This window comes from Oribacterium sp. WCC10, from assembly GCF_900113415.1.
Lineage (GTDB): Bacteria > Bacillota > Clostridia > Lachnospirales > Lachnospiraceae > Oribacterium.
This window is the reverse complement of sequence record NZ_FOPH01000003.1, coordinates 56,043-76,256: the sequence shown is the minus strand read 5'-3', so window position 1 is coordinate 76,256 and position 20,214 is coordinate 56,043. Positions and strand designations below refer to the sequence as shown.

Here is a 20,214-nt window from a genome sequence, read left to right as displayed (position 1 = left end):
ATGTAGATGTCCAAAGTATTTGTCACCCACTAATGATGCCCTGCACGTGATTTGGCACTTTATGTCCCTGGATCAGTTATTCTTCTCAAAATCATCCATGAACTGAACAAGCTTCTCAACGCCTTCCTTAGGCATAGCATTGTAGATGGAAGCTCTCATTCCGCCTACTGTACGATGACCCTTTAAGTTCTTGAAGCCTGCTGCCGATGCCTCTGCGATGAACTTCTTATCAAGTTCTTCGTTGCCTGTAATGAAAGGAACATTCATAAGTGATCTGTCCCTAGGAACCACTGTTCCCTTAAACATCTTTGAACTGTCGAGGAAATCATAGAGAATCTTTGCCTTCTCTTCATTTCTCTCCTTCATAACAGAAAGTCCGCCCATCTCCTTCAGCCACTTAAATACAAGTCCGCATACATAAATGTTGTAGCATGGAGGTGTATTGTAAAGTGACTTATTGTCAGCATGAGTCTTGTACCGAAGCATGGTTGGTGTACCCGGAAGAACATCCTCTGTGATGAGGTCATCACGGATAACAACGATGGTAACACCTGCAGGTCCCACATTCTTCTGAACACCGCCCCAAAGCACGCCATACTTTGAAACATCCATAGGCTCACTCAAAAACATTGATGAAACATCTGAAACCAGCGGTTTTCCCTTGGTATCAGGAAGTTCCTTAATAGTAGTTCCGTAGATTGTATTGTTCTGGCAAATATAAACATAATCTGCATCATCATCGATCTGAAGATTCGTAAGATCCGGAATGTATGAAAATGTCTTGTCTGCCGAACTTGCGATGACATTAACCTTGCCATACATCTCTGCTTCCTTGGCTGCTTTCTTTGCCCACTGTCCTGTAACGATGTAATCTGCAACTCTGTTTTTCATGAGGTTCATGGGTACCATAGCAAACTGTGTGTTGCCGCCACCCTGAAGGAAAAGAACCCTATAGTTATCAGGAACCTGAAGGAGCTCACGAAAATCAGCTTCAGCTGTATCTATAATGTTCTGATAGTCTTTGGAACGATGGGACATCTCCATAACCGACATGCCTGATCCCTTATAATCAAGCATCTCTGCTGCACATGTTCTCAAGACCTCTTCAGGTAAAACTGCAGGTCCGGCGCTGAAATTGTAAACTCTGCTCATTTTCCATTACTCCTTTGAATATATATATTGATATGACGTGAGTGTCAAAAGTATTTACCACTCACTGATGATGTGTGGCACACACAGGTTATGTGAAGCCCACCTGTGAAATATGTCTCGAAGCATCATAAATTTTAAGAATCCGATATAATCAATATAACAATGGGTTATATTATGTTTCTTGAATGATTTCTTTCGGATATGTGCATACTATAGCACCATTATGCTTTATCGTATATATAAAATATTTTTATGTATATTTACGCAAACAATCTTTGCTTCGGTCAGTGCTGATCTTATGAAAATCCTATTATTTTCTGATAAGTTCAGCTATCTTGTCACCCATCTCATCCGTATGAAGTCTTGTAAGCCCGTTTTCATCTTCATCCATGATATCACCTGTGCGGAAGCCCTGAGCAAGTGCCGATGAAACAGCATTTTCAATCGCATCTGCCTCATCTGTAAGATTAAGTGAATATCTCAGAAGCATGGCTGCACTCAGTATAGTCGCAAGAGGATTGGCGATATTCATCCCTGCAATATCGGGAGCAGAGCCACCTGAAGGCTCATAGAGTCCAAAGCTGTCTTCACGGAGAGAGGCCGACGGAAGCATTCCGAGGGAACCAGCAATCTCAGCCATTTCATCAGAAAGAATGTCTCCGAACATATTTTCGGTAGCTACCACATCAAACTGTCCGGGATTTCTTACAAGCTGCATGGCTGTGGAATCCACTAATGCATTCTCAAGCTGAACTTCAGGGTAATCAGCCGAAACCTCTGCAAAAATCTTTCTCCACAATCTGGAAGAATCCAGAACATTGGCCTTATCCACGGAAGTAAGCTTCCTGCCGCGCTTCATGGCAATCTCAAATGCCTTTTTGGCTATACGTCTGATCTCATAGTCGTGGTACTCAAGTGTGTCGATGGCGACCTCTTCTCCGTCCACAATCTCGGTTTTTCTGGCACCAAAATACAGACCACCCGTAAGCTCTCTTACCATCATTACATCAAAGCCCTGCTCTGCTATAGACTCACGAAGCGGGCAGGCTTTCTTAAGTTCAGGATACAAATGTGCAGGTCTGAGATTACAGAACAGACCCAGTGACTTACGAAGCTTCAGAAGTCCTGCCTCCGGTCTCTTTTCGGGGGGAAGCTCGTACCACTTTGACTGACCTACTTTTCCTCCGATGGAACCCATGAGAACAGCCTGAGCAGCCTTACACTTTTCAATTGTTTCATCGGTTAGCGGAACACCGTAGGCATCTATGGAGCATCCACCCATAAGTACCTCTTCAAATGTAAACTCATGTCCGAATACTTCGCCGACTTTATTGAGAACCTTAACTGCTTCTCTGACGATTTCCGGTCCTATGCCATCTCCGGGTATGGTCGTGATCTTCACGTTCATTCTATATCCTCCATATCATACGTAATGATGTGAGTGAAAATGTATCCGCCACTCACTTATGATGCACAGCACGTCATAACTTATACAAATATTATATTACAGTTCCATTCCGATAGCACAAATATATTTACGCTATGACTGATATCACCTTTTCAATGAAAGTCATTCTATAAAAACATTGAACTTATACGCTATATATACGAAAATGCATGTGTGATATACTCTGATGAGGATCCGGCAGCATTCTGCCATCCGGCAACGTTGATTTATAATGTCTCAAACTTTCCACTGATCCAAAGCTTTTTAGGTAAACACTGATTAAAAAGGATACATTTATGGAACATCACGAATTTAAACTACATTCAGACTATCAGCCTACCGGCGACCAGCCGCACGCCATCGACCTTCTGGTGGCAGGTTTTAAAGAAGGAAATCAGTTCGAAACACTTCTTGGTGTTACAGGTTCAGGTAAAACATTCACCATGGCCAATGTCATACAGGCTGTTAAAAAGCCCACTCTTATCATCTCCCACAACAAAACGCTTGCAGCCCAGCTGTACTCAGAGATGAAAGAGTTCTTTCCTGAAAATGCAGTAGAGTATTTCGTTTCATACTACGACTACTACCAGCCTGAGGCCTATGTGCCTTCAACAGACACATATATCGAAAAAGATTCCGACATTAACGATGAGATAGATAAGCTCAGAAACTCAGCCATGGCTTCGCTCTCAGAACGTGACGATGTTATAGTGGTTTCATCTGTTTCATGCATTTACGGGTTGGGTGCACCTACGGAATACCTCAACATGGCTATCTCTCTTCGCCCCGGCATGCAAAAGGACAGGGATCAGTTCATAAGACAGCTCATAAACATTCAGTACAATCGTAATGATATGGACTTTAAGCGGGGAACTTTCCGTGTCATGGGCGATGTTGTAGATGTATTTCCTGCCAGCGAGGGTGAAGAAGCTTATCGTGTAGAATTTTTCGGAGATGAAATCGACAGGATCACTCGCATCAATGCTCTTACGGGGAAAGCCAATGCAACGATGGAACATATCATGATTTTCCCCGCAAGTCCCTATGTCATCCCACAGGAAAAACTCAATCTCGCATGTGGCAACATACTGGAGGAACTTGAAGACCGAGTTCAGTACTTCAAGGATAATGATAAACTCATCGAAGCTCAGCGCATATCCGAAAGAACAAACTATGACGTTGAGATGCTTAAGGAAACCGGTTTCTGCTCAGGTATCGAAAACTATACGAGACACCTGAATTTTGCACAGCCTGGTGAACCCCCATATACCCTTATGGATTATTTCCCTGACGATTATCTCATTATCATTGATGAGTCTCATGTTACCCTTCCACAGGTCAGAGGTATGTATAACGGTAACCTGTCCCGTAAAACAACACTTGTTGATTTCGGTTTCAGACTTCCTTCCGCTCTTGATAACCGTCCGCTGAATTTTGAGGAGTTTGAACAAAAAGTCGACCAGATGCTTTTCGTTTCCGCAACTCCGGGTGAGTATGAGGCCGAACATGAACTTTTGCGGGCTGAACAGATCATCAGACCCACAGGTCTTCTTGACCCGGAAATTGATGTCCGCCCCACAAAGGGACAGATTGATGATCTTATCGTTGAGATACACAAGGAGATTGCCAGAAAAAGCAAGATACTTGTCACTACTCTCACTAAGCGTATGGCCGAGGATCTGACCAAATACCTTAAGGATGCCGATATCCGTGTCAAATACCTTCATTCAGACATTGATACTCTGGAGCGTGCGTCAATCATCAGAGATATGCGTCTTGATAAATTTGATGTTCTGGTGGGCATAAACCTTTTGAGAGAAGGACTTGATATCCCGGAAGTAGCCCTTGTTGCCATCCTTGATGCGGATAAAGAGGGTTTCCTCCGTTCCGAGACATCACTTATACAGACCGTCGGCAGAGCCGCAAGAAATTCCGAAGGACATGTCATCATGTATGCCGATAATATCACCGAGTCCATGAATCGAACCATCACAGAAACAGAACGCCGCCGAAAGGTGCAGATGGAATACAATAAGGAGCACAACATCACTCCTACCACCATCAGGAAGGCTGTTGCCGATCTCATAGCAATCTCCAAGGCCACAAGTCTTGATGATAAGCATGGAATCAAGAAGGATATCGAGTCAATGACTCATCAGGAACTTGACAGGCTTATCAGGGAACTCACAAAGAAAATGCGTGCCGCAGCTACGGAGCTTAACTTTGAGGATGCTGCAAAGTACCGCGACAGAATCGAAGAGATTCGGAAAAGTATGGAGAAGGACAGCTAACGAAGATCTATATGATTTCTGACTCAAATAGACAGGTTCACAGGAAAGCACAAAGCGCGTAGAAAACGGCAAACGAGAACCCGTATACATGACTCCGGTTATGAATATTCGAAAATTGATATATGGCTCCCGTGTTTAATGACACGGACTAAAGCATACAACAAATCCAAAAGCAGATACCCGCGGCAATTCCATCAAAAATTGCCGCTACGGTATCTGCTTTATTGTTGAAATCATTATCCTTTTTACATAAATCCGTAAAGACACACAGAATAGCTTATACGATAATGCGTCCGCACAAATTAAGTGTAGTTCTTGTCCTGAACTGCATCCCGTGTCCTTTCCCAGGTAGGCTTACACTTCTTGTAATGTCTGCGGTAATACTCACTATACATGACATCCACAAGGAAAAGCTGTGAAATCTCTGCTGATGTTGAACCGTTCTGAAGAGTTCCTTCATTAGCACCGCAAAGTAACAGTATATCTGCATACTGAGTAAGCTGAGACTTTGTAAATCTGGTTATGACGATTGTCCTGGCTCCTGCCTTTTTAGCCGACTTGGCGATTTCTACAGTATCCTTGGTTGAACCTGAATATGAGAAAATCAATGCAACATCATTACTTGTCAATGTAGCCGCAGTGATAAGCTGCATATGCGCATCCATGTTACAAACAACCTTAGGCTCTATACGCAGAAACTTATTCATAGCCTTCATAGCTGTGAGCATCGAGGTTCCTACTCCGAAAAATACTATACGCTTGGCATCGGTAAGAGCATTCATGGCTTCAGTCATCTGCTTACCGTCTATAAGCGAATATGTTTCCTGTATCGCAGAAATGTTTTCAGACAGTACTTTCTTTGCAAGCTCGGCTATGTCATCTTCAAGGGTAATGGTCTTGTCCTCTGTGACATTAAGTCCTGAATCATTGGAACGCATACTCAGGGAAAGCATCATCTTGAATTCCTGATATCCCTTCACGTTCATGGTCTTACAAAATCTGAATACAGATGTATCACCTACATCACAGGCCTCTGCAAGATCTGAAATAGACATAAACAGTACTTGCCTCGGATTAGCCAATATATAATCCGCAACTTTCTTCTCTGCCTTTGTAAATTGATTATATGCCGAACGAATCTTGGTTATGTAATCCTCCTGCATCTCTTTCTCCTCTCAAAAGGTTTCACAAAAAATAATGAACAAATTCAAATAGTGAGCTGTACAAGGATGCTCACTCGTTACATCCGTACATAATGCGACAGGCCAAATTTTCATATCTCTTGGTTTATCATATCACGGGTGGAAATTTATTTCAATCCATTGAGCACGGAAGAATTTCGCTTTTATTGATCCGCATTAATCGGGTGGGTTACACTACCGTTCACACAACCTCACTAACAATTTTCACACAAAAGAAGCATTAACTTGTTTTTTGGCTCACGATGCCGTATAATCAAAAAGTTGAAAAAATGTTTTTCTGTTTCTATAGCTTAACAGGATAGAGCGCAGGCCTCCGACGCCTGTAGTGACGGTTCGAGTCCGTCTAGGAACATACATTGCAAAACTCCCGGGATGAAGCTTTTATACTTCATTCCGGGAGTTTTTTATCACAATAATTTTACGGTCTCTTTGTTCCGCAATTTGTACAGAAATTGCCGCCGTTTTCAGTTCCGCACTGTGGGCAGAACCATGTAGCCGGCTTTGGTCTCGGCTTTCCGCAGTTTGTACAGAAGTTTCCGTTGTTGGAAGCTCCGCACTCGCATGTCCATCCACCGGCCTGCATCTTTGGCTGTTCCGGCGCTGCACCGTTTGTACCCATAGCGCCTACAACTCCCTGAGGAGCCATCTGAGGTGCCTGAGCCTGCTGCTGCATCTGTGAAGCCTGCTGATTCTGCTGAGCCATACCATACAGAGTATTGGCATTCATACCGCCTGCCATATTTGCCATATTCATACCGGCAAATGCCATCATAGGACCTGTGGATGTATTGTTTGCAGCATCCTTCATTGCCTGTGCCTGAGCAGCGGTGAGTGTTGCAGCACCCATACCCGGATCGCGAAGTGTAGCATTGAGCTGAAGTGTCTGGATCTTCTGAGCATCCTCTTCGGAAATAGTTGCTGAGCTTAATCCGAAAGAAGCAATCTCGATTCCATAATGCTTGCCCCATGTCTCTGTGAGGTGAGTATTAAGTGCTTCAGCGATGTCATCAGAATGTGCAGGAAGCTCTGAATATCTGATTCCCTTAGCTGAAATGTCTGCAAATGCAGGCTGAAGAGCTGTAAGAAGCTCTGACTTAAGCTGTGAATCGATGCGGTCACGAGTGTACTCATCAGTAACATTACCACAAACCTTCTTGTAGAAAAGGATAGGGTCTGCGATTCTGTAGCTGTACTCACCATGGCAACGTATGCCAAACTCAACATCAAGATTGATATTCCTGTCGATAAGACGGAAAGGAATCGGATTCTGTGTACCGTACTTGTTTCCGAAGATATCCTTGGTATTAAAGAAATACACTCTCTGATCAGTAGCTGTATCACCGGCAAATGTCACACGCTTTTTCCACTGATTGAATGAATCAACGATACCCTTCTTAAGTCCGCCGTAAAAGATAGTAGGCTCTGATGAAGAATCCCAAACGAACTGACCCGGCTCAGCACTGACTTCAACGATGGCACCGTTATCAACGATAATCATACACTGACCTTCGTTTACAGCAACGATGGAGCCGTTTGTGATAACATTATCGCTTGCCTTGGTATTAAAATTGTTTTTTCCTCTACGTGGAGCACCTTTCTTCATGAGTACTCTCTCATCCAGTGAGTCACAGTAGAAGTACTCACGCCACTGGTCTGAAAGTACTGTGCTTACAGCAGCTTTACCAACCTGCAAAAGTCCCATATAACTTCCTCCTATACTCCGGGAACATCAGCCTGATGTCCAGCAATGATCAATGATTCAAAATCATTATCTTTAAACTCCTCAGAAATGTATGGAACAACATTCCTCACATCCTCGAACAGCTGATGATAAATGCCTAGTTACAAGAAAAACTCTGCACACCCCTCAAATATTAAAAAAATTGTTTTAGTTATCTTTTATTATAAATCAATTTTTTTCCGGTCACAACATTTGTATTACAATAATAGCTTTATATTTCTCCCTCCGGAACCGTTCTGACGCCGATTGATCCAGGATGAACCGGAGGGGTCCATTTTAAAACGGGACGCTTCGGCAAAAAAATCCAATATAAAAGACAGCCATCCGGCTGCCTTTTAGAAAAAAGATTAAAACAATTTTACAGATGGAATCCCGGAATAACCTCCGACCAGTCATTTATTCCGATGATGCTCTTTGCAAAATCAGAAATCTGAAGTGACTGTGCAGGATCATCTATATACTTAAAAACTTCTCTCGCCGGCTTGGCCTGTAATGAGCCATCTGCACCGGTGGTTGAAAGTCCAAAATACAGACCATCCTTTGTCTCACCTTCATTATCAAGCTGGCGTGAAAGCATATATGCATCAATATCCGGATTGTTCTCAACTATATAGTGTCCGTATGCTACTGCCGCTGCCTGTTCAGTTGTAGAATCCTTATACAGATTCTTCACAGAACTGAATCCCTGCTCAGTCATGAAAATATTGCGAACAGCTCCGTTGTTATCCAGCATATTGCCGTTGTGCATATAATTGGTCAAAACGCCAAGATTCAGATAACTCACAACCGGAGTAGTCACATCCTGAGTGACCTTGTTTGAACTCTCGTCATCCCAGAAAACAGGATCCGTAAGCGGGTAAGGATAAGGATGAATGGCCAGAGCCCAGTTTGTCCGTCCTTCCTGAGCGTCAAGAGATGCAAAAGTATCAAGAACATCCTTTCCGGGGTACTTGGTAACTATTCCGGATTCTGTTGGTATAGTCCAATAATAATCCAATGAGAACATAACATTGTCATTGGCAGAAACAGACTTGATTGCTGTATAGAAAACCCTGAATGTTCTCTGGAATATCCTTGTATAATCAGCCACACTGTAATTACCAACATAATTCCAGTACTGATTGTTTATTTCATTTCCTATAACCCAGTTTGTGATCTTTCCATGGCTGTTATGACCGTTATACCTGTTTGCAAGAAATGAAGCCAGCGCTTTAACCATCTGAAAACCATCTTCGGTTTCAACATTAAATCCGTAGTACAGAGCAGCATCCGAAGACTGAACTGCAGTGCCGGGTCTGTACAGATCAGGATACTGTGCATTCCATCCGTTAACGATACCTGCAGTAACGGCAATACCGCTGGAACTGAGACGATTGATCTCCTGGTCGAGCTGATTTACAAGTCCTGAATCAAAGGAATATGTCTTGCCCTCAAAGGTATAATTAATGCCCTGACCGAAAAGCTGGCTCGTTGTGATTGCAACAAATGCATGCTTAATATTTAAATCAATAGCATCATCAAGGATATTGGGGTCTACCATCAGACCTTTTTTACCAAGATTAAGTGCGGGCGTCTGATCAGCCGCAATCGCTTCCGGGTTGGAAATGTAACAACGGTTGGAAACTATGTAATATCCGTCTCCCTGTGGAACCGCCAGAACAAAAGCATCGTATATTCTGTTGCTTCCATCTTCCCTGAAGAGATCAACAGTTACTGTGATCTTTCCGTTACCGATCTCCCTGACAGAAAGATAATCACTTCTGCCGTTAAGATCCATTTCATAAGGTTTCATATCAAATAGATATAAGTTCTGAACCTGTCCTAAAAGTGCACTTGCATCTACAGTGATATTGATCTTCGTCGGATCATAAGGATTTAATGCAACCTCAGTGACCTTTGCATACCCCGATACAACATTCGATGCATTGAGTGAAGCCTCAGTTGTATAATCAATCCTGTAACTAACCCCTGCACTTGAAGCATTCTGTGAAACAGTGGCAGAAGAACCGGCACCGGGATAAACAAATGTCGAAGGATCAACACCTGTTCCGGCAACATCCGCATAAGCCGGAAAACCCGAAAGTGCAAGAACGATCCCCGCAACACACAATGTTTTCAGAGATCTGTTTTTTATATTTAATGTCATTTATACCTTCCTCTCATAAGTTGATAATAAAAAAACTACACATAAGGACTGGAATCCTGATGTATAGTTTTTATGTTCACTGCTTAAATAATGTTTGCCTCACTTACGTGGCTGATGCGGAAGTCTCCGCCATCTTATCGTAGGTATCCTCATCTACAAGTCCAAAATAGAAAATATCACAATTCTTCTTATCTGATCCGTAGACCTTGATTGCATAGCACCGATCGGTGATCTTGTAGGCCGATCCGTCTGCCACACCATCATCAAATGTATCCGCCGGAAGCATAGTAAGCTCTTCTCCCATGGATACAGTTTTCTTCAGAACGCGGTTTGATACACCGGCATCCTGTCCATCAACAAATTCATTAATACAGAAAATAACCTCAGCCTCCGAATATGAATCGGAAACCAGATGAAATGCTGCATTGTCAGCAACAATATAAGCCTGCTGATCCTTACGGCTTACAGGGTCATTGACTTTTGCAAGTATATAATCACTGTCTACCACTATCTGGATAGGCTTAACAACACCAACGTTCCTGACAACAGCCTGAGCAAATGATGTCGAACACAGTGTTGTAACCACTCCTGCAGTCACAGCAATATATCGGAATAATTTCTTCAAGTGCATGAATACTCAAAGCTCCTTCTTAATCTTCATGTCAATAGTAAAAACAGTCGATATCGATATGAATTTAATTTTTTATCTAGAAACATTATAAAATAAAAGGCGGATTGAGACAACCCAATCCGCCTATATGTAAACTAAATTTAAGAGTAAGTAAGCTTTGTTTAGAAAAAGGAAATCAAGAGAAAATCTTTACAAAGTTTTTCTTTCCACGCTGTACAACAACGCCGTCCTTGAAATCTTCCGCAGTATATGAAGTCTTGATATCTGTAACCTTCTCACCTGCTACCTGAACGCCGCCCTGCTGAACATTCTGACGAGCCTCTGATCTTGACTTTGCAAGACCTGAAACTGCAAGGATACCGCAAATGTCAATAGCGCCGTCTCTGTAATCCTCAGCCTTAAGTGTGTACTTAGGCATATTCTCACTGTCACCGCCGCCTACAAATATAGCCTTGGCAGCTGAATCAGCCTTATCAGCTTCTTCCTTTCCGTGAACAAGTTCTGTAAGTGAGTAAGCAAGTCTCTCCTTAGCCTTGTTAAGCTCTGCACCTTCCCACTTAGCCATCTCCTCAATCTCCGGAAGAGGAATGAATGTAAGAAGTTTAAGGCACTTGATAACGTCAGCGTCGTCAACATTTCTCCAGTACTGGTAGAAATCATACGGAGTTGTCTTCTCAGGATCAAGCCATACCGCACCGCTTGCTGTCTTACCCATCTTCTTTCCTTCTTTGTTAGTGAGAAGTGTGATAGTAAGCGCGTGTGCATCCTTTGCTTCCTTCTTACGGATAAGTTCTGTTCCTGCAAGCATATTTGACCACTGGTCATCACCACCGAACTCCATATTACATCCGTAATCCTTGAAAAGACGGTAGAAATCATAACCCTGCATAAGCATGTATGAGAACTCAAGGAATGTAAGCCCCTGCTCCATACGGTTAACATAGCATCTTGCACGGAGCATATCATTTACTGAAAAACATGGTCCGATATCTCTCATGAAATCGAGGAAGTTAAGGTTTCTGAGCCAGTCAGCATTGTTAACCAGCATAGCCTTTCCTTCACCGAACTCGATAAAACGGCTCATCTGCTTCTTGAAGCACTCACAGTTATGATCGATCTGCTCGATAGTCATCATAGTACGCATATCTGAACGTCCTGAAGGATCTCCTATCATAGCTGTTCCGCCGCCAACAAGAGCTATAGGCTTGTTTCCGGCTTCCTGAAGACGCTTCATAAGTGTCAGAGCCATAAAGTGTCCAACATGCAGAGAATCAGCCGTCGGATCAAAGCCAATATAGAAAGTAGCCTTACCGTTGTTAACAAGCTCTTTGATTTCTTTCTCGTTTGTGACCTGTGCGATCAGGCCTCTGGCTACCAATTCTTCGTATACACCCATCGAATCTTTTCTCCTTATATAAATTAATCCAAAACTGACACAGCTGATCTTCAAATCATGCAGCTTACGGATTCTATGATATATATGGCATTAATCTATGTCATATTTTACCATTCGCCGAAATCCGGTATGAACCACAAATAATTTCGATTCGCGAACTTTATCTAGTATATACAAAATCCCGGTCTAAATGCAAGCATTTAGGCCGGGGTACTTATGTCTTTATCAGTCTTCGAACCTGGTCATCTGAGTATAATCATATACATCTGAAATGAGTCTCTTGGTATCTTCCCATCCTATACATGCATCGGTAATGGACTTTCCGAAGATATGATCCTCTACCTTACAGCTGCCTTCCTCGATGTAGGACTCAACCATAAGCCCCTTTACAAAACGTGCAAGCTCTGCAGAGTACTTGCGTGAATGCATGACTTCCTTCGCGATACGAAGCTGTTCCTTATACTTCTTTGCAGAATTACAGTGGTTTGTATCTACCACAACCGCAGGATTCAAAAGCTCTTTCTTTGTATACAGGTTGTAAAGAAGCTTCAGATCCTCATAGTGATAGTTCGGCATGATCTGACCATGCTTTGACTGTGCTCCTCTCAGAATCGCATGTGTGTAAGGATTTCCATCGGACTGAACCTCCCACTCGCGGAAAATAAAGTCATGTGCATGCTGTCCTGCATAGATAGAATTAAGCATGACTCCGAAGTCTCCGGAAGTCGGGTTCTTCATTCCGGTAGGAACATCTATACCTGATGCCACAAGTCTGTGCTGCTGGTTCTCAACAGAACGTGCGCCAACAGCCACATAGCTCATGATATCACTGAGGTAACGGAGATTGTCAGGATACAGCATCTCATCAGCTGTTGACATTCCTGTCTGTGAAAGGACTTCCATATGAAGCTTTCTGATGGCTGCGATACCGCCTAAAACATTGGCATCCTTTTCAGGGTCCGGCTGATGAAGCATTCCCTTGTAACCCTGACCTGTTGTACGTGGCTTGTTTGTGTATATACGCGGCACGATCATGATACTGTCCTTGACCTGATCTGCAATCTCTTTTAATCGGTTGCAATACTCAAGTACCGGATCCGGATGATCTGCCGAACATGGTCCGATGATAAGAAGAAACTTCTTTGAGTCTCCTCTGAATATGGCCTTGATTTCCTCGTCGCGTTCTGCCTTTATCTTGGCAAGCTCTGCTGAAAGAGGAATCTGTTCTCTGATTTCCGCGCTGGACGGAAGCTTTGCTCTGAATTCAAATCCCATAGTGTACTCCTTTCAATGCGAGGGTCTTCATATCTACCCTTCCCGTGGACTTCTATCTGAATTCATGCCGATGCTTACCGGTCATGACGATTTCCCAGGTATCATAAACTTTGATAAATGCAGAAAATGCAGATAAAAGCCGCATTAGCTGAAGTATAGTTCTTGTGAGACATAAAATCAAGTAATCATAGGGCATAGAAAATATAACCTGTATGAGGGATACAGTAAATGCAAGGTTGCGCGACGTCCCACGAGATTGAAAGAACATCCTCTTGTCATGTGCGCCCAATATGCACAAAAGTGCATATTGAATCGTACATGTCTGCGAGTATATTCTTTCAACTCACAAGCCTGGTCACCCATCCCTTGCATTTTCTTATCCCTATATGTGATAGTCTTGTTGTATAGTTTTCTCTCATTTTTATAGGAGAACTAATACTTATAGAGCATCATCAAAGAATATATACCGCCTTCGGGTCGAAATCCAGGCAGGCTTCTTCGTTTACCTCATATACCTTTCTGTTTACGGGATTGTAGTCCGAGAGCTGCACTTCCATATCTCCGATTTTCAGGCGATAGTACTGGTATGATCCCATGAAGGTTGACAGTGAAACCACGCCCTTCAGGATTCCTTTATCGCTGAGTTTTGCATTTTCAGGTCGAATGACCAGAGAGGCTTCCTCGTGAGGTTTTATCCTGTTATGGTTTCTTACGGTTATCTTTTCTCCGAATACACTGATATCTGCGGTTTCATTTTCTTCATCCACGCTTTCCACTTCCGCCGGTATGAAGTTTGCTTCACCGATGAAATCCGCGACAAATCTTGATGCCGGGTGATAATATATCTCCCTCGGTGTTCCCACCTGTTCCATTTTTCCTTTGCTCATAATGATGATCTGGTCGGAAATGCTCATGGCCTCAGACTGATCATGGGTTACATAGATAGCTGTTATGCCCACCTTCTGCTGTATGCGTCTTATCTCAGTACGCATGGTGACTCTAAGCTTCGCATCAAGATTGCTGAGAGGTTCATCAAAAAGCAGTACTCCCGGCTCAAGAACCAGTGCTCTCGCGAGAGCGACTCTCTGCTGCTGTCCGCCGGAAAGCTGGTTTGTCATTCTTGACTCCATCCCCTCCATCTCCACAAGTTTAAGGATATTGATAACCTTCTCATGTATTACTTCTTTAGGTAGCTTTCTAAGCTTCAGACCGTAGGCAACATTATCGAATACATTGTAATGCGGAAGCAATGCATAACTCTGAAATACCATTGCCGTATCTCTCTTGTTGGGAGTCAGTTCATTTACAGCTTCAGAACCTATATAAATCTGCCCTTCATCAGGAGATTCAAAACCTGCGATCATACGGAGAGTTGTTGTTTTTCCGCAGCCTGAAGGGCCGAGGAGAGTCACGAAACTTCCCGGTGCAATGTCAAGGTTCATATCTTTCACAGCATAAAACTGCTTTTTAGTCTTTGGGTCAGTGTATATCTTTGAGATGTGCTTTAAACCCACACCCTTTTTCTCTTTTTCCATATCAGCTTTCCTCCCTTATTTCTCTGCTGGTTCCAAAATGCTTTATCACCAGATTCATGATGGCAACCGCAGAATATGTGATAAGAATAAGTACAGTCGCGTATGCACAGGCCACACCGTAATTACCTTTTTCCGCCTGTTCATTGATCTGGCAGGTAATCATAAGGAAATCCGGAGTTACCAGCAATATGACTGCAGAAATAGCGGTTATGGATCTGACAAAGGATGTCACAAGTCCGCTCAAAAATGAATCTTTTATAAGCGGAAGTGTCACAGAAGTAAATACTTCAGCACTGTTTGCTCCCATATCATAGGCCGATTCCTCTATAGATTTGTCTATCTGTCTCAATGCCGAGATACCGGATCTTGTTCCGGTCGGAAGCGATCTTACAACAAATACAATGACAAGGATAAGTCCGGTACCGTAAATCTGCTGAAGGATTCCAGTACGGAAAAGTCCGTTGGCATATCCTCTGATATATCCGATACCGAGAACTGTTCCGGGAACCGCCATGGCAAGCATGGAAACAAACTCTATGAATCCCTTGCCTCTAAACTTCTTTTTGACTACAAGATAAGAGATAATCATGGAAAGAAGTGCAGTTATGGGTGCTGAAACAAAGGACAGCATAAAGGAATCCTGAAATGCCTCAAGTCCCGAGGTCTTCATCATGTACTGGAACCACTTTAGGGTAAGGCTGTAGTCTCTTCCCCAAAGCTTAAACATTGCCCCAAAGGGCACCATGATATACATGAGAGTTACAAAAACTGCTACGATACTGCAGAATATGGTCAAAGGTACTCTCACACTTCTGTCCTCTATAGGCATTCTTCCTCGACTTGCTTTTCCTGACAGTGTTGCCGCCGTACGTTTTTCAAGATAATACTTCTGTATCAGGAACAGAACCACAGTAAGAGAAAGAAGCACCACTGACATGGCAGCCGCACCGGTACTGTCAAATGCTCCGGTTACCTGAAGATATATGGTGGTTGCGAGAGTATCATAAGAACCGCCGATCATCATCGGATTGGCGAAATCCGCAACAGACTCGATGAAAGTTACGAGGAAAGTATTGCCCAGACCCGGAAGCATCAGCGGGAAGGTCACAGTCATGAAAACCTGCCATCTGGTCGCCCCCATATCTCTCGTGGCTTCCTCGAGAGACGGATCAATATTCTTCAAAAGTCCCTTGAGCATCATATAGCATACCGGAAAAAATGTCAGAATCTGAACTATGGCTATGCCCTTAAGTCCATATATATCCGAATCATATATATGAAGGATAGAACGTGTAATGATTCCGGATCTTCCGAAAAGCATGATCATGGAAAGGGATAATACAAACGGAGGCGAAACCACAGGAAGTGTGGAGACAACATTAAACAGCTTCTCCAGAAAAACACTTCTGAGCTTAACGTAAACCTCCACATAGGCAAAAAGCAGGCCTATGGCTGTTGATGCGATTCCCACCAGAAATCCGAGCACCAGAGTATTCCTGAAGGCAGTCCTGAATCTATCCATACTGAGCACTCTTCTGAAAACATCAAGAGTCACTCTGCCGTCCGAAACCACACTGTCTATCAAAAGCATGAGAAGCGGATAAAGTATAAATAAAAGCAGGAATACTATCAGAACCGCTATGGTACTGACCATTATGGGATCAGAAAAGAACTTTTGCCGTTCCAGTCTTTGACTTTGTGAACCGTTCATAAGTTTGTCCTCCGGGGGCAAATACAAATCATTTCAAAAGGAGCAGGAGGAGAAAGTCCCCTCCTGCCTGATTATCATTCTGTAAGGAATCTTCCGGCATCTGCTGAAGAAGCAGTGCTTCCAAGAGCCTCAAAGAAATCTTCTATATACTGCTCAGTATTGGCTTTGGCATCTTCAAAGTCATAATCGATGGTATTGTTCATATCAAGACCGAACTCTGTTGCTTCCTTAGGCTGCTCCGCATTGCTGAGAACAAGGAACTGATATGAGCCATTATCCTTCGCAAGATTTACACAATCAGGTGATAATGCATACTCAATCCAGAGCTTTGCTGCATTAGGATGCTTGGCACCCTTGAAGATAGCTGTTGCACCGATCTCGAATGATGTACCGTCTTCAGGAACAACCAGTCCGATATTGTCATACCCCTGAAGAATCTGATAGATACCGTCATGAAGGAAACCTATTCCGATCACGCACTCACCAGGACCAACCATCTTTGAAGGACCGGAACCTGACTTTGTATACTGGGAAACATTGGCATCCAGCTTCTTGAAGTATTCCATTGCTTCGTCATGTCCCTTCATCTGAACCATGGTGTTGATGATAAGCTTAGCTGTTCCTGCAGTATTAGGATTTGACAGCATAATGAGTCCCTTATACTCTTCCTTTGTAAGGTCATCCCAGGTCTTAGGTGCTTCAAGTCCGAGTCTCTGAAGCTCTTCATTGTTCACCATAAATCCAAGTATGCCCTTATATATTCCATACCACTGATTTGTGGAATCTTTATACTCATCACCTATAAGATTAACCGCATTGGCAGCTTCATAGGTTTCAAGAAGTCCATCCTTTACCGCTTCGTTGTAAGGATCTGTAGTTCCTCCGAACCATACATCACCGGACGGATTTCCGGCCTCTTCCTTGATCTTTGTGTAAACCTCGGATGTTGACAGTCTCTGATACTGAACCTTGATGCCATAGAGCTTTTCAAAGTTCTTGCAGGCTGCTGCAAGATATTCCTCTTCACAGGAGCCGTACACTGTAAGAGCCCCCTCAGCCTTTGCATCTTCTATGAGTTTATCCATAGAACTGCCTGCATCTCCCGGCTGTTCCCCGGCTTCCTCTTTAGCCTCAGTCTCTGCCTTCGCTTCGGTTTCGGCAGCAGCTGTAGTGGTTCCGCCCGTGGAACTTCCGCCCGTGGAACTTCCGCCCGTGGAACTTCCGCCGCACCCGACCAGAGAAGATGCTGCAAGTACTGCAGCAAGAAGCACAGCTAATGTTTTTTTCATGTTACCCTCCTTTAAAAAATCATATTTTGAGGCGTTGACATATGTCTGTCTTGCGCCAAAAGTATTCTTCATTTAGTCTCACAAAAAAATTATACCACCAGCTAAAAATGAAAGAAATATTATTTTTGTGCATTTTTAATGTTAAACGCAAAAAAAGAGCCATGGTTTTGTTAATAACCACGGCTCTTTTAATGGCAACATTGCACACAAATGTGTACTCTGGCGCTAATCAGTGAATAGCAAACACTTTTGACACTCACGCCATAATTATATTCAGGGAAAAGCTGAATAAATCAGTGTTTCCTTAGTAAATCAGACACCCTGATATACATGGAATGCGCCGTCTACAGGAAGAACGACACCTGTTACAAAGTTTGAACCCTTAGGGCTTACAAGGTACAGCAGTGCTCCGATGAGATCTGAAGGATCTCCATACTTCTCCATAGGTGTTGCATCGATGATATGCCGGGCACGAGGCTTTGGAGTGCCGTCCTCATTGAAATGAAGTGCATGATTCTGTGTTGTCTGGAAGAAACCCGGTGCTACAGCATTGACTCTGATGCCGCTCTTTGCAAAGTAGATGGCACACCATTCTGTAAAACTTGCAACTCCGGCTTTTCCTGCTGAATATCCCGGGATTCTGGTGAGCGGATGATATGCGGACATAGAAGAAATGTTTATGATGTTTGCATTGTCCTGACCAACCATAACCTCTCCGAAAACCTGAGTAGGAAGCATGGTTCCGTAAATATTTAAGTCAAGCTCCTTATGAACATTCTCAAGATCGATGGTGAACAGAGTATCTGTTCCTTCCTCCCTCTCATGGAAATGATCCTGTGGAACCTGTGCCGCCTTGATGGCACCTCCTGCACAGTTCACAAGAATATTGATATGTCCCCACTTATCAAGTATCTCCTGTCTTGCAGCAAGAAGACTATCCTTATCAAGAACATTACCGGCAACAGCCATGGCTTCTCCACCGTCTGCCTCTATGTCCTGAAGTACCTGTGCCCCGTTCTCCTTATTACGTCCAAGAACAGCAACCTTTGCTCCACAAGCAGCAAGTGTACGTGCATACATACCGCCGATAACACCTGTTCCACCTGTAACTACTGCAACTTCACCCGAAAGATCAATCTTGAATGGTAACTCCATAATTATTCTCCTCTACATATACTATGATGTGAGTGGTAAAAGTATTTGCCACTCACTGGTTAGCGCCAACGCACACATTCGTGTGCGTGCTGAGCATTATCGGCATCGCCACATGGATACGTATGCAAAAATAGTAAATACATACATATGTCCACGAATTGTCATACAATCTTGTACATGATAACAGACTTTTGTATTCTTTTAAATACGCTTTGTTCTACCAAATTTCTTTCCTTCATTTGTTGAATTCGGCAAATTGATAATATTTTGTCATACAATTTGGTGATTTTATCCAATTCTATGCCTCACCTCCTATTATGTATTTTGATGGTCTGATATCTGCCACACAAAAATAACGGAGCAGTCATCGAGACTGCCCCGTTTTATATTTGAAAAACTCCATGAATCCCCATACTTGTGATGAAAACCAAAAAGCATCGAAAAACAAACTCTATTCCAATGCACCCTTACTGTATTCTGCCCAGCTGAACTGATTCATATATTCACCGGTATAACGGACTTTTGCTTTTTCTCTGTCCTTTTTCCATTCATAGAGATCGCACTCCATCTTGTCAGGAACTATAGCTATGGTTCCCCTCTGTCTGACTATCACATCCGGGAAACCGGCTTCAGTAAGTGTCGAGATCATATCCGCACGCAGGTTCTGAAGATATGAGGCCTTCTTTTCAGGATTGGCATCGTCCTCCCATAGAACCCCGAGTATCTCTCCGTTACTGGTAAGGGCACCGCATCGGTCAACAAGATACGCAAAAAGTTCCTTTGTTTTACTGTACTGAAAACGAAGCACCTGATTGTTCTTCAGCACTTCAAAATTGCCGAATGTCTGAACACGCAGAACATCTTTCTTCTGATTATCTTCTATCGGATACCGGAGATCATCTATCTCCTTTCGAAGCTTGTCGAGAGTCACCGGCTTCATGATGTAGCCGCTGGCATGAAGATTCATAGCCTCTCCCACATATTCACTGTATCCTGTTGTAAAGATGACATTGATTCTCGGAAAACGTTCCTTCAGATGATCTGCAAACTGCAGACCGTTTATGTCCCTCATCTCAATATCCAGAAAAGCAATGTCAATATGTTTGCCCTCCAGATCCTCAATAGCCTTGAGAGCATTTCTGTAGGAAAATATCTCTGCTTCAGGCATAGCCTTCCTGATAACGTCAGTAAGACCCTCCAATGCTATCTTCTCATCATCAATAGCAAGTACCTGCATAATTCA

14 protein-coding genes and 1 tRNA gene are annotated in these 20,214 nt (G+C 43.2%); 2 read left to right on the top strand and 13 right to left on the bottom strand.

Annotation, left to right across the window (positions count from 1 at the left end):
- Positions 1 to 72 precede the first annotated feature (72 nt).
- Both serC and leuB read right to left on the bottom strand, forming a co-directional pair.
- Positions 73 to 1,152 (bottom strand): 3-phosphoserine/phosphohydroxythreonine transaminase, encoded by a 1,080-nt coding sequence (serC, locus tag BM294_RS03005; RefSeq protein WP_091204809.1) that lies wholly within the window; start codon positions 1,150 to 1,152, stop codon positions 73 to 75.
- A gap of 310 nt (positions 1,153 to 1,462) precedes the next feature.
- Positions 1,463 to 2,560, bottom strand: a complete 1,098-nt coding sequence (leuB, locus tag BM294_RS03000) for a 3-isopropylmalate dehydrogenase (RefSeq protein ID WP_091204807.1) — start codon at positions 2,558 to 2,560, stop codon at positions 1,463 to 1,465.
- Positions 2,561 to 2,895: 335 nt separating this feature from the next.
- Here leuB and uvrB point away from each other — a divergent pair, with 335 nt between their 5' ends.
- On the top strand, positions 2,896 to 4,890 hold the full coding sequence (gene uvrB / locus BM294_RS02995) for an excinuclease ABC subunit UvrB (RefSeq protein WP_091204805.1): 1,995 nt from the start codon (positions 2,896 to 2,898) through the stop codon (positions 4,888 to 4,890).
- Between the two features lie 302 nt (positions 4,891 to 5,192).
- On the opposite strand, the gene BM294_RS02990 is transcribed toward uvrB, so the two are convergent.
- The gene (locus BM294_RS02990; RefSeq protein ID WP_091204804.1) at positions 5,193 to 6,053 is read right to left on the bottom strand and encodes a MurR/RpiR family transcriptional regulator; all 861 of its coding nucleotides are present in this window, start codon (positions 6,051 to 6,053) and stop codon (positions 5,193 to 5,195) included.
- A gap of 318 nt (positions 6,054 to 6,371) precedes the next feature.
- On the opposite strand from BM294_RS02990, the gene BM294_RS02985 reads away from it, so the two are divergent.
- Positions 6,372 to 6,444 (top strand) — tRNA-Arg (locus BM294_RS02985).
- A gap of 66 nt (positions 6,445 to 6,510) precedes the next feature.
- Here BM294_RS02985 and BM294_RS02980 read toward each other — a convergent pair.
- From BM294_RS02980 to BM294_RS02935, 10 genes are all read right to left on the bottom strand, one after another.
- Positions 6,511 to 7,794 carry an SPFH domain-containing protein gene (locus tag BM294_RS02980; RefSeq protein WP_091204802.1) on the bottom strand — a complete coding sequence of 428 codons (1,284 nt, stop codon included), beginning with the start codon at positions 7,792 to 7,794 and terminating at the stop codon, positions 6,511 to 6,513.
- Positions 7,795 to 8,191: 397 nt separating this feature from the next.
- Positions 8,192 to 9,979, bottom strand: coding sequence for a DUF5722 domain-containing protein (locus BM294_RS02975; RefSeq protein WP_091204800.1), 1,788 nt, complete (start codon positions 9,977 to 9,979; stop codon positions 8,192 to 8,194).
- A gap of 103 nt (positions 9,980 to 10,082) precedes the next feature.
- Entirely contained in the window at positions 10,083 to 10,604 is a 522-nt protein-coding gene (locus BM294_RS02970) for a hypothetical protein (protein ID WP_139225841.1), read from the bottom strand.
- Positions 10,605 to 10,785: 181 nt separating this feature from the next.
- Positions 10,786 to 12,006: a tyrosine--tRNA ligase gene (gene tyrS, locus BM294_RS02965; RefSeq protein WP_091204798.1), complete on the bottom strand. Its 1,221-nt coding sequence runs from the start codon at positions 12,004 to 12,006 to the stop codon at positions 10,786 to 10,788.
- A 225-nt stretch (positions 12,007 to 12,231) separates the two neighbouring features.
- Positions 12,232 to 13,281 carry a 3-deoxy-7-phosphoheptulonate synthase gene (locus BM294_RS02960; protein ID WP_091204796.1) on the bottom strand — a complete coding sequence of 350 codons (1,050 nt, stop codon included), beginning with the start codon at positions 13,279 to 13,281 and terminating at the stop codon, positions 12,232 to 12,234.
- 452 nt (positions 13,282 to 13,733) lie between these two features.
- The gene (locus tag BM294_RS02955; RefSeq protein WP_091204795.1) at positions 13,734 to 14,816 is read right to left on the bottom strand and encodes an ABC transporter ATP-binding protein; all 1,083 of its coding nucleotides are present in this window, start codon (positions 14,814 to 14,816) and stop codon (positions 13,734 to 13,736) included.
- Position 14,817: 1 nt separating this feature from the next.
- Positions 14,818 to 16,527 (bottom strand): ABC transporter permease, encoded by a 1,710-nt coding sequence (locus BM294_RS02950; protein WP_091204793.1) that lies wholly within the window; start codon positions 16,525 to 16,527, stop codon positions 14,818 to 14,820.
- Positions 16,528 to 16,601: 74 nt separating this feature from the next.
- Complete coding sequence (locus tag BM294_RS02945; RefSeq protein WP_091204791.1) at positions 16,602 to 17,816, bottom strand: ABC transporter substrate-binding protein; 1,215 nt, start codon at positions 17,814 to 17,816, stop codon at positions 16,602 to 16,604.
- Positions 17,817 to 18,128: 312 nt separating this feature from the next.
- Entirely contained in the window at positions 18,129 to 18,971 is an 843-nt protein-coding gene (locus BM294_RS02940; RefSeq protein ID WP_091204790.1) for an SDR family NAD(P)-dependent oxidoreductase, read from the bottom strand.
- 451 nt (positions 18,972 to 19,422) lie between these two features.
- Positions 19,423 to 20,208, bottom strand: a complete 786-nt coding sequence (locus BM294_RS02935) for a response regulator (RefSeq protein WP_091204788.1) — start codon at positions 20,206 to 20,208, stop codon at positions 19,423 to 19,425.
- Between the last annotated feature and the right edge of the window lie 6 nt (positions 20,209 to 20,214).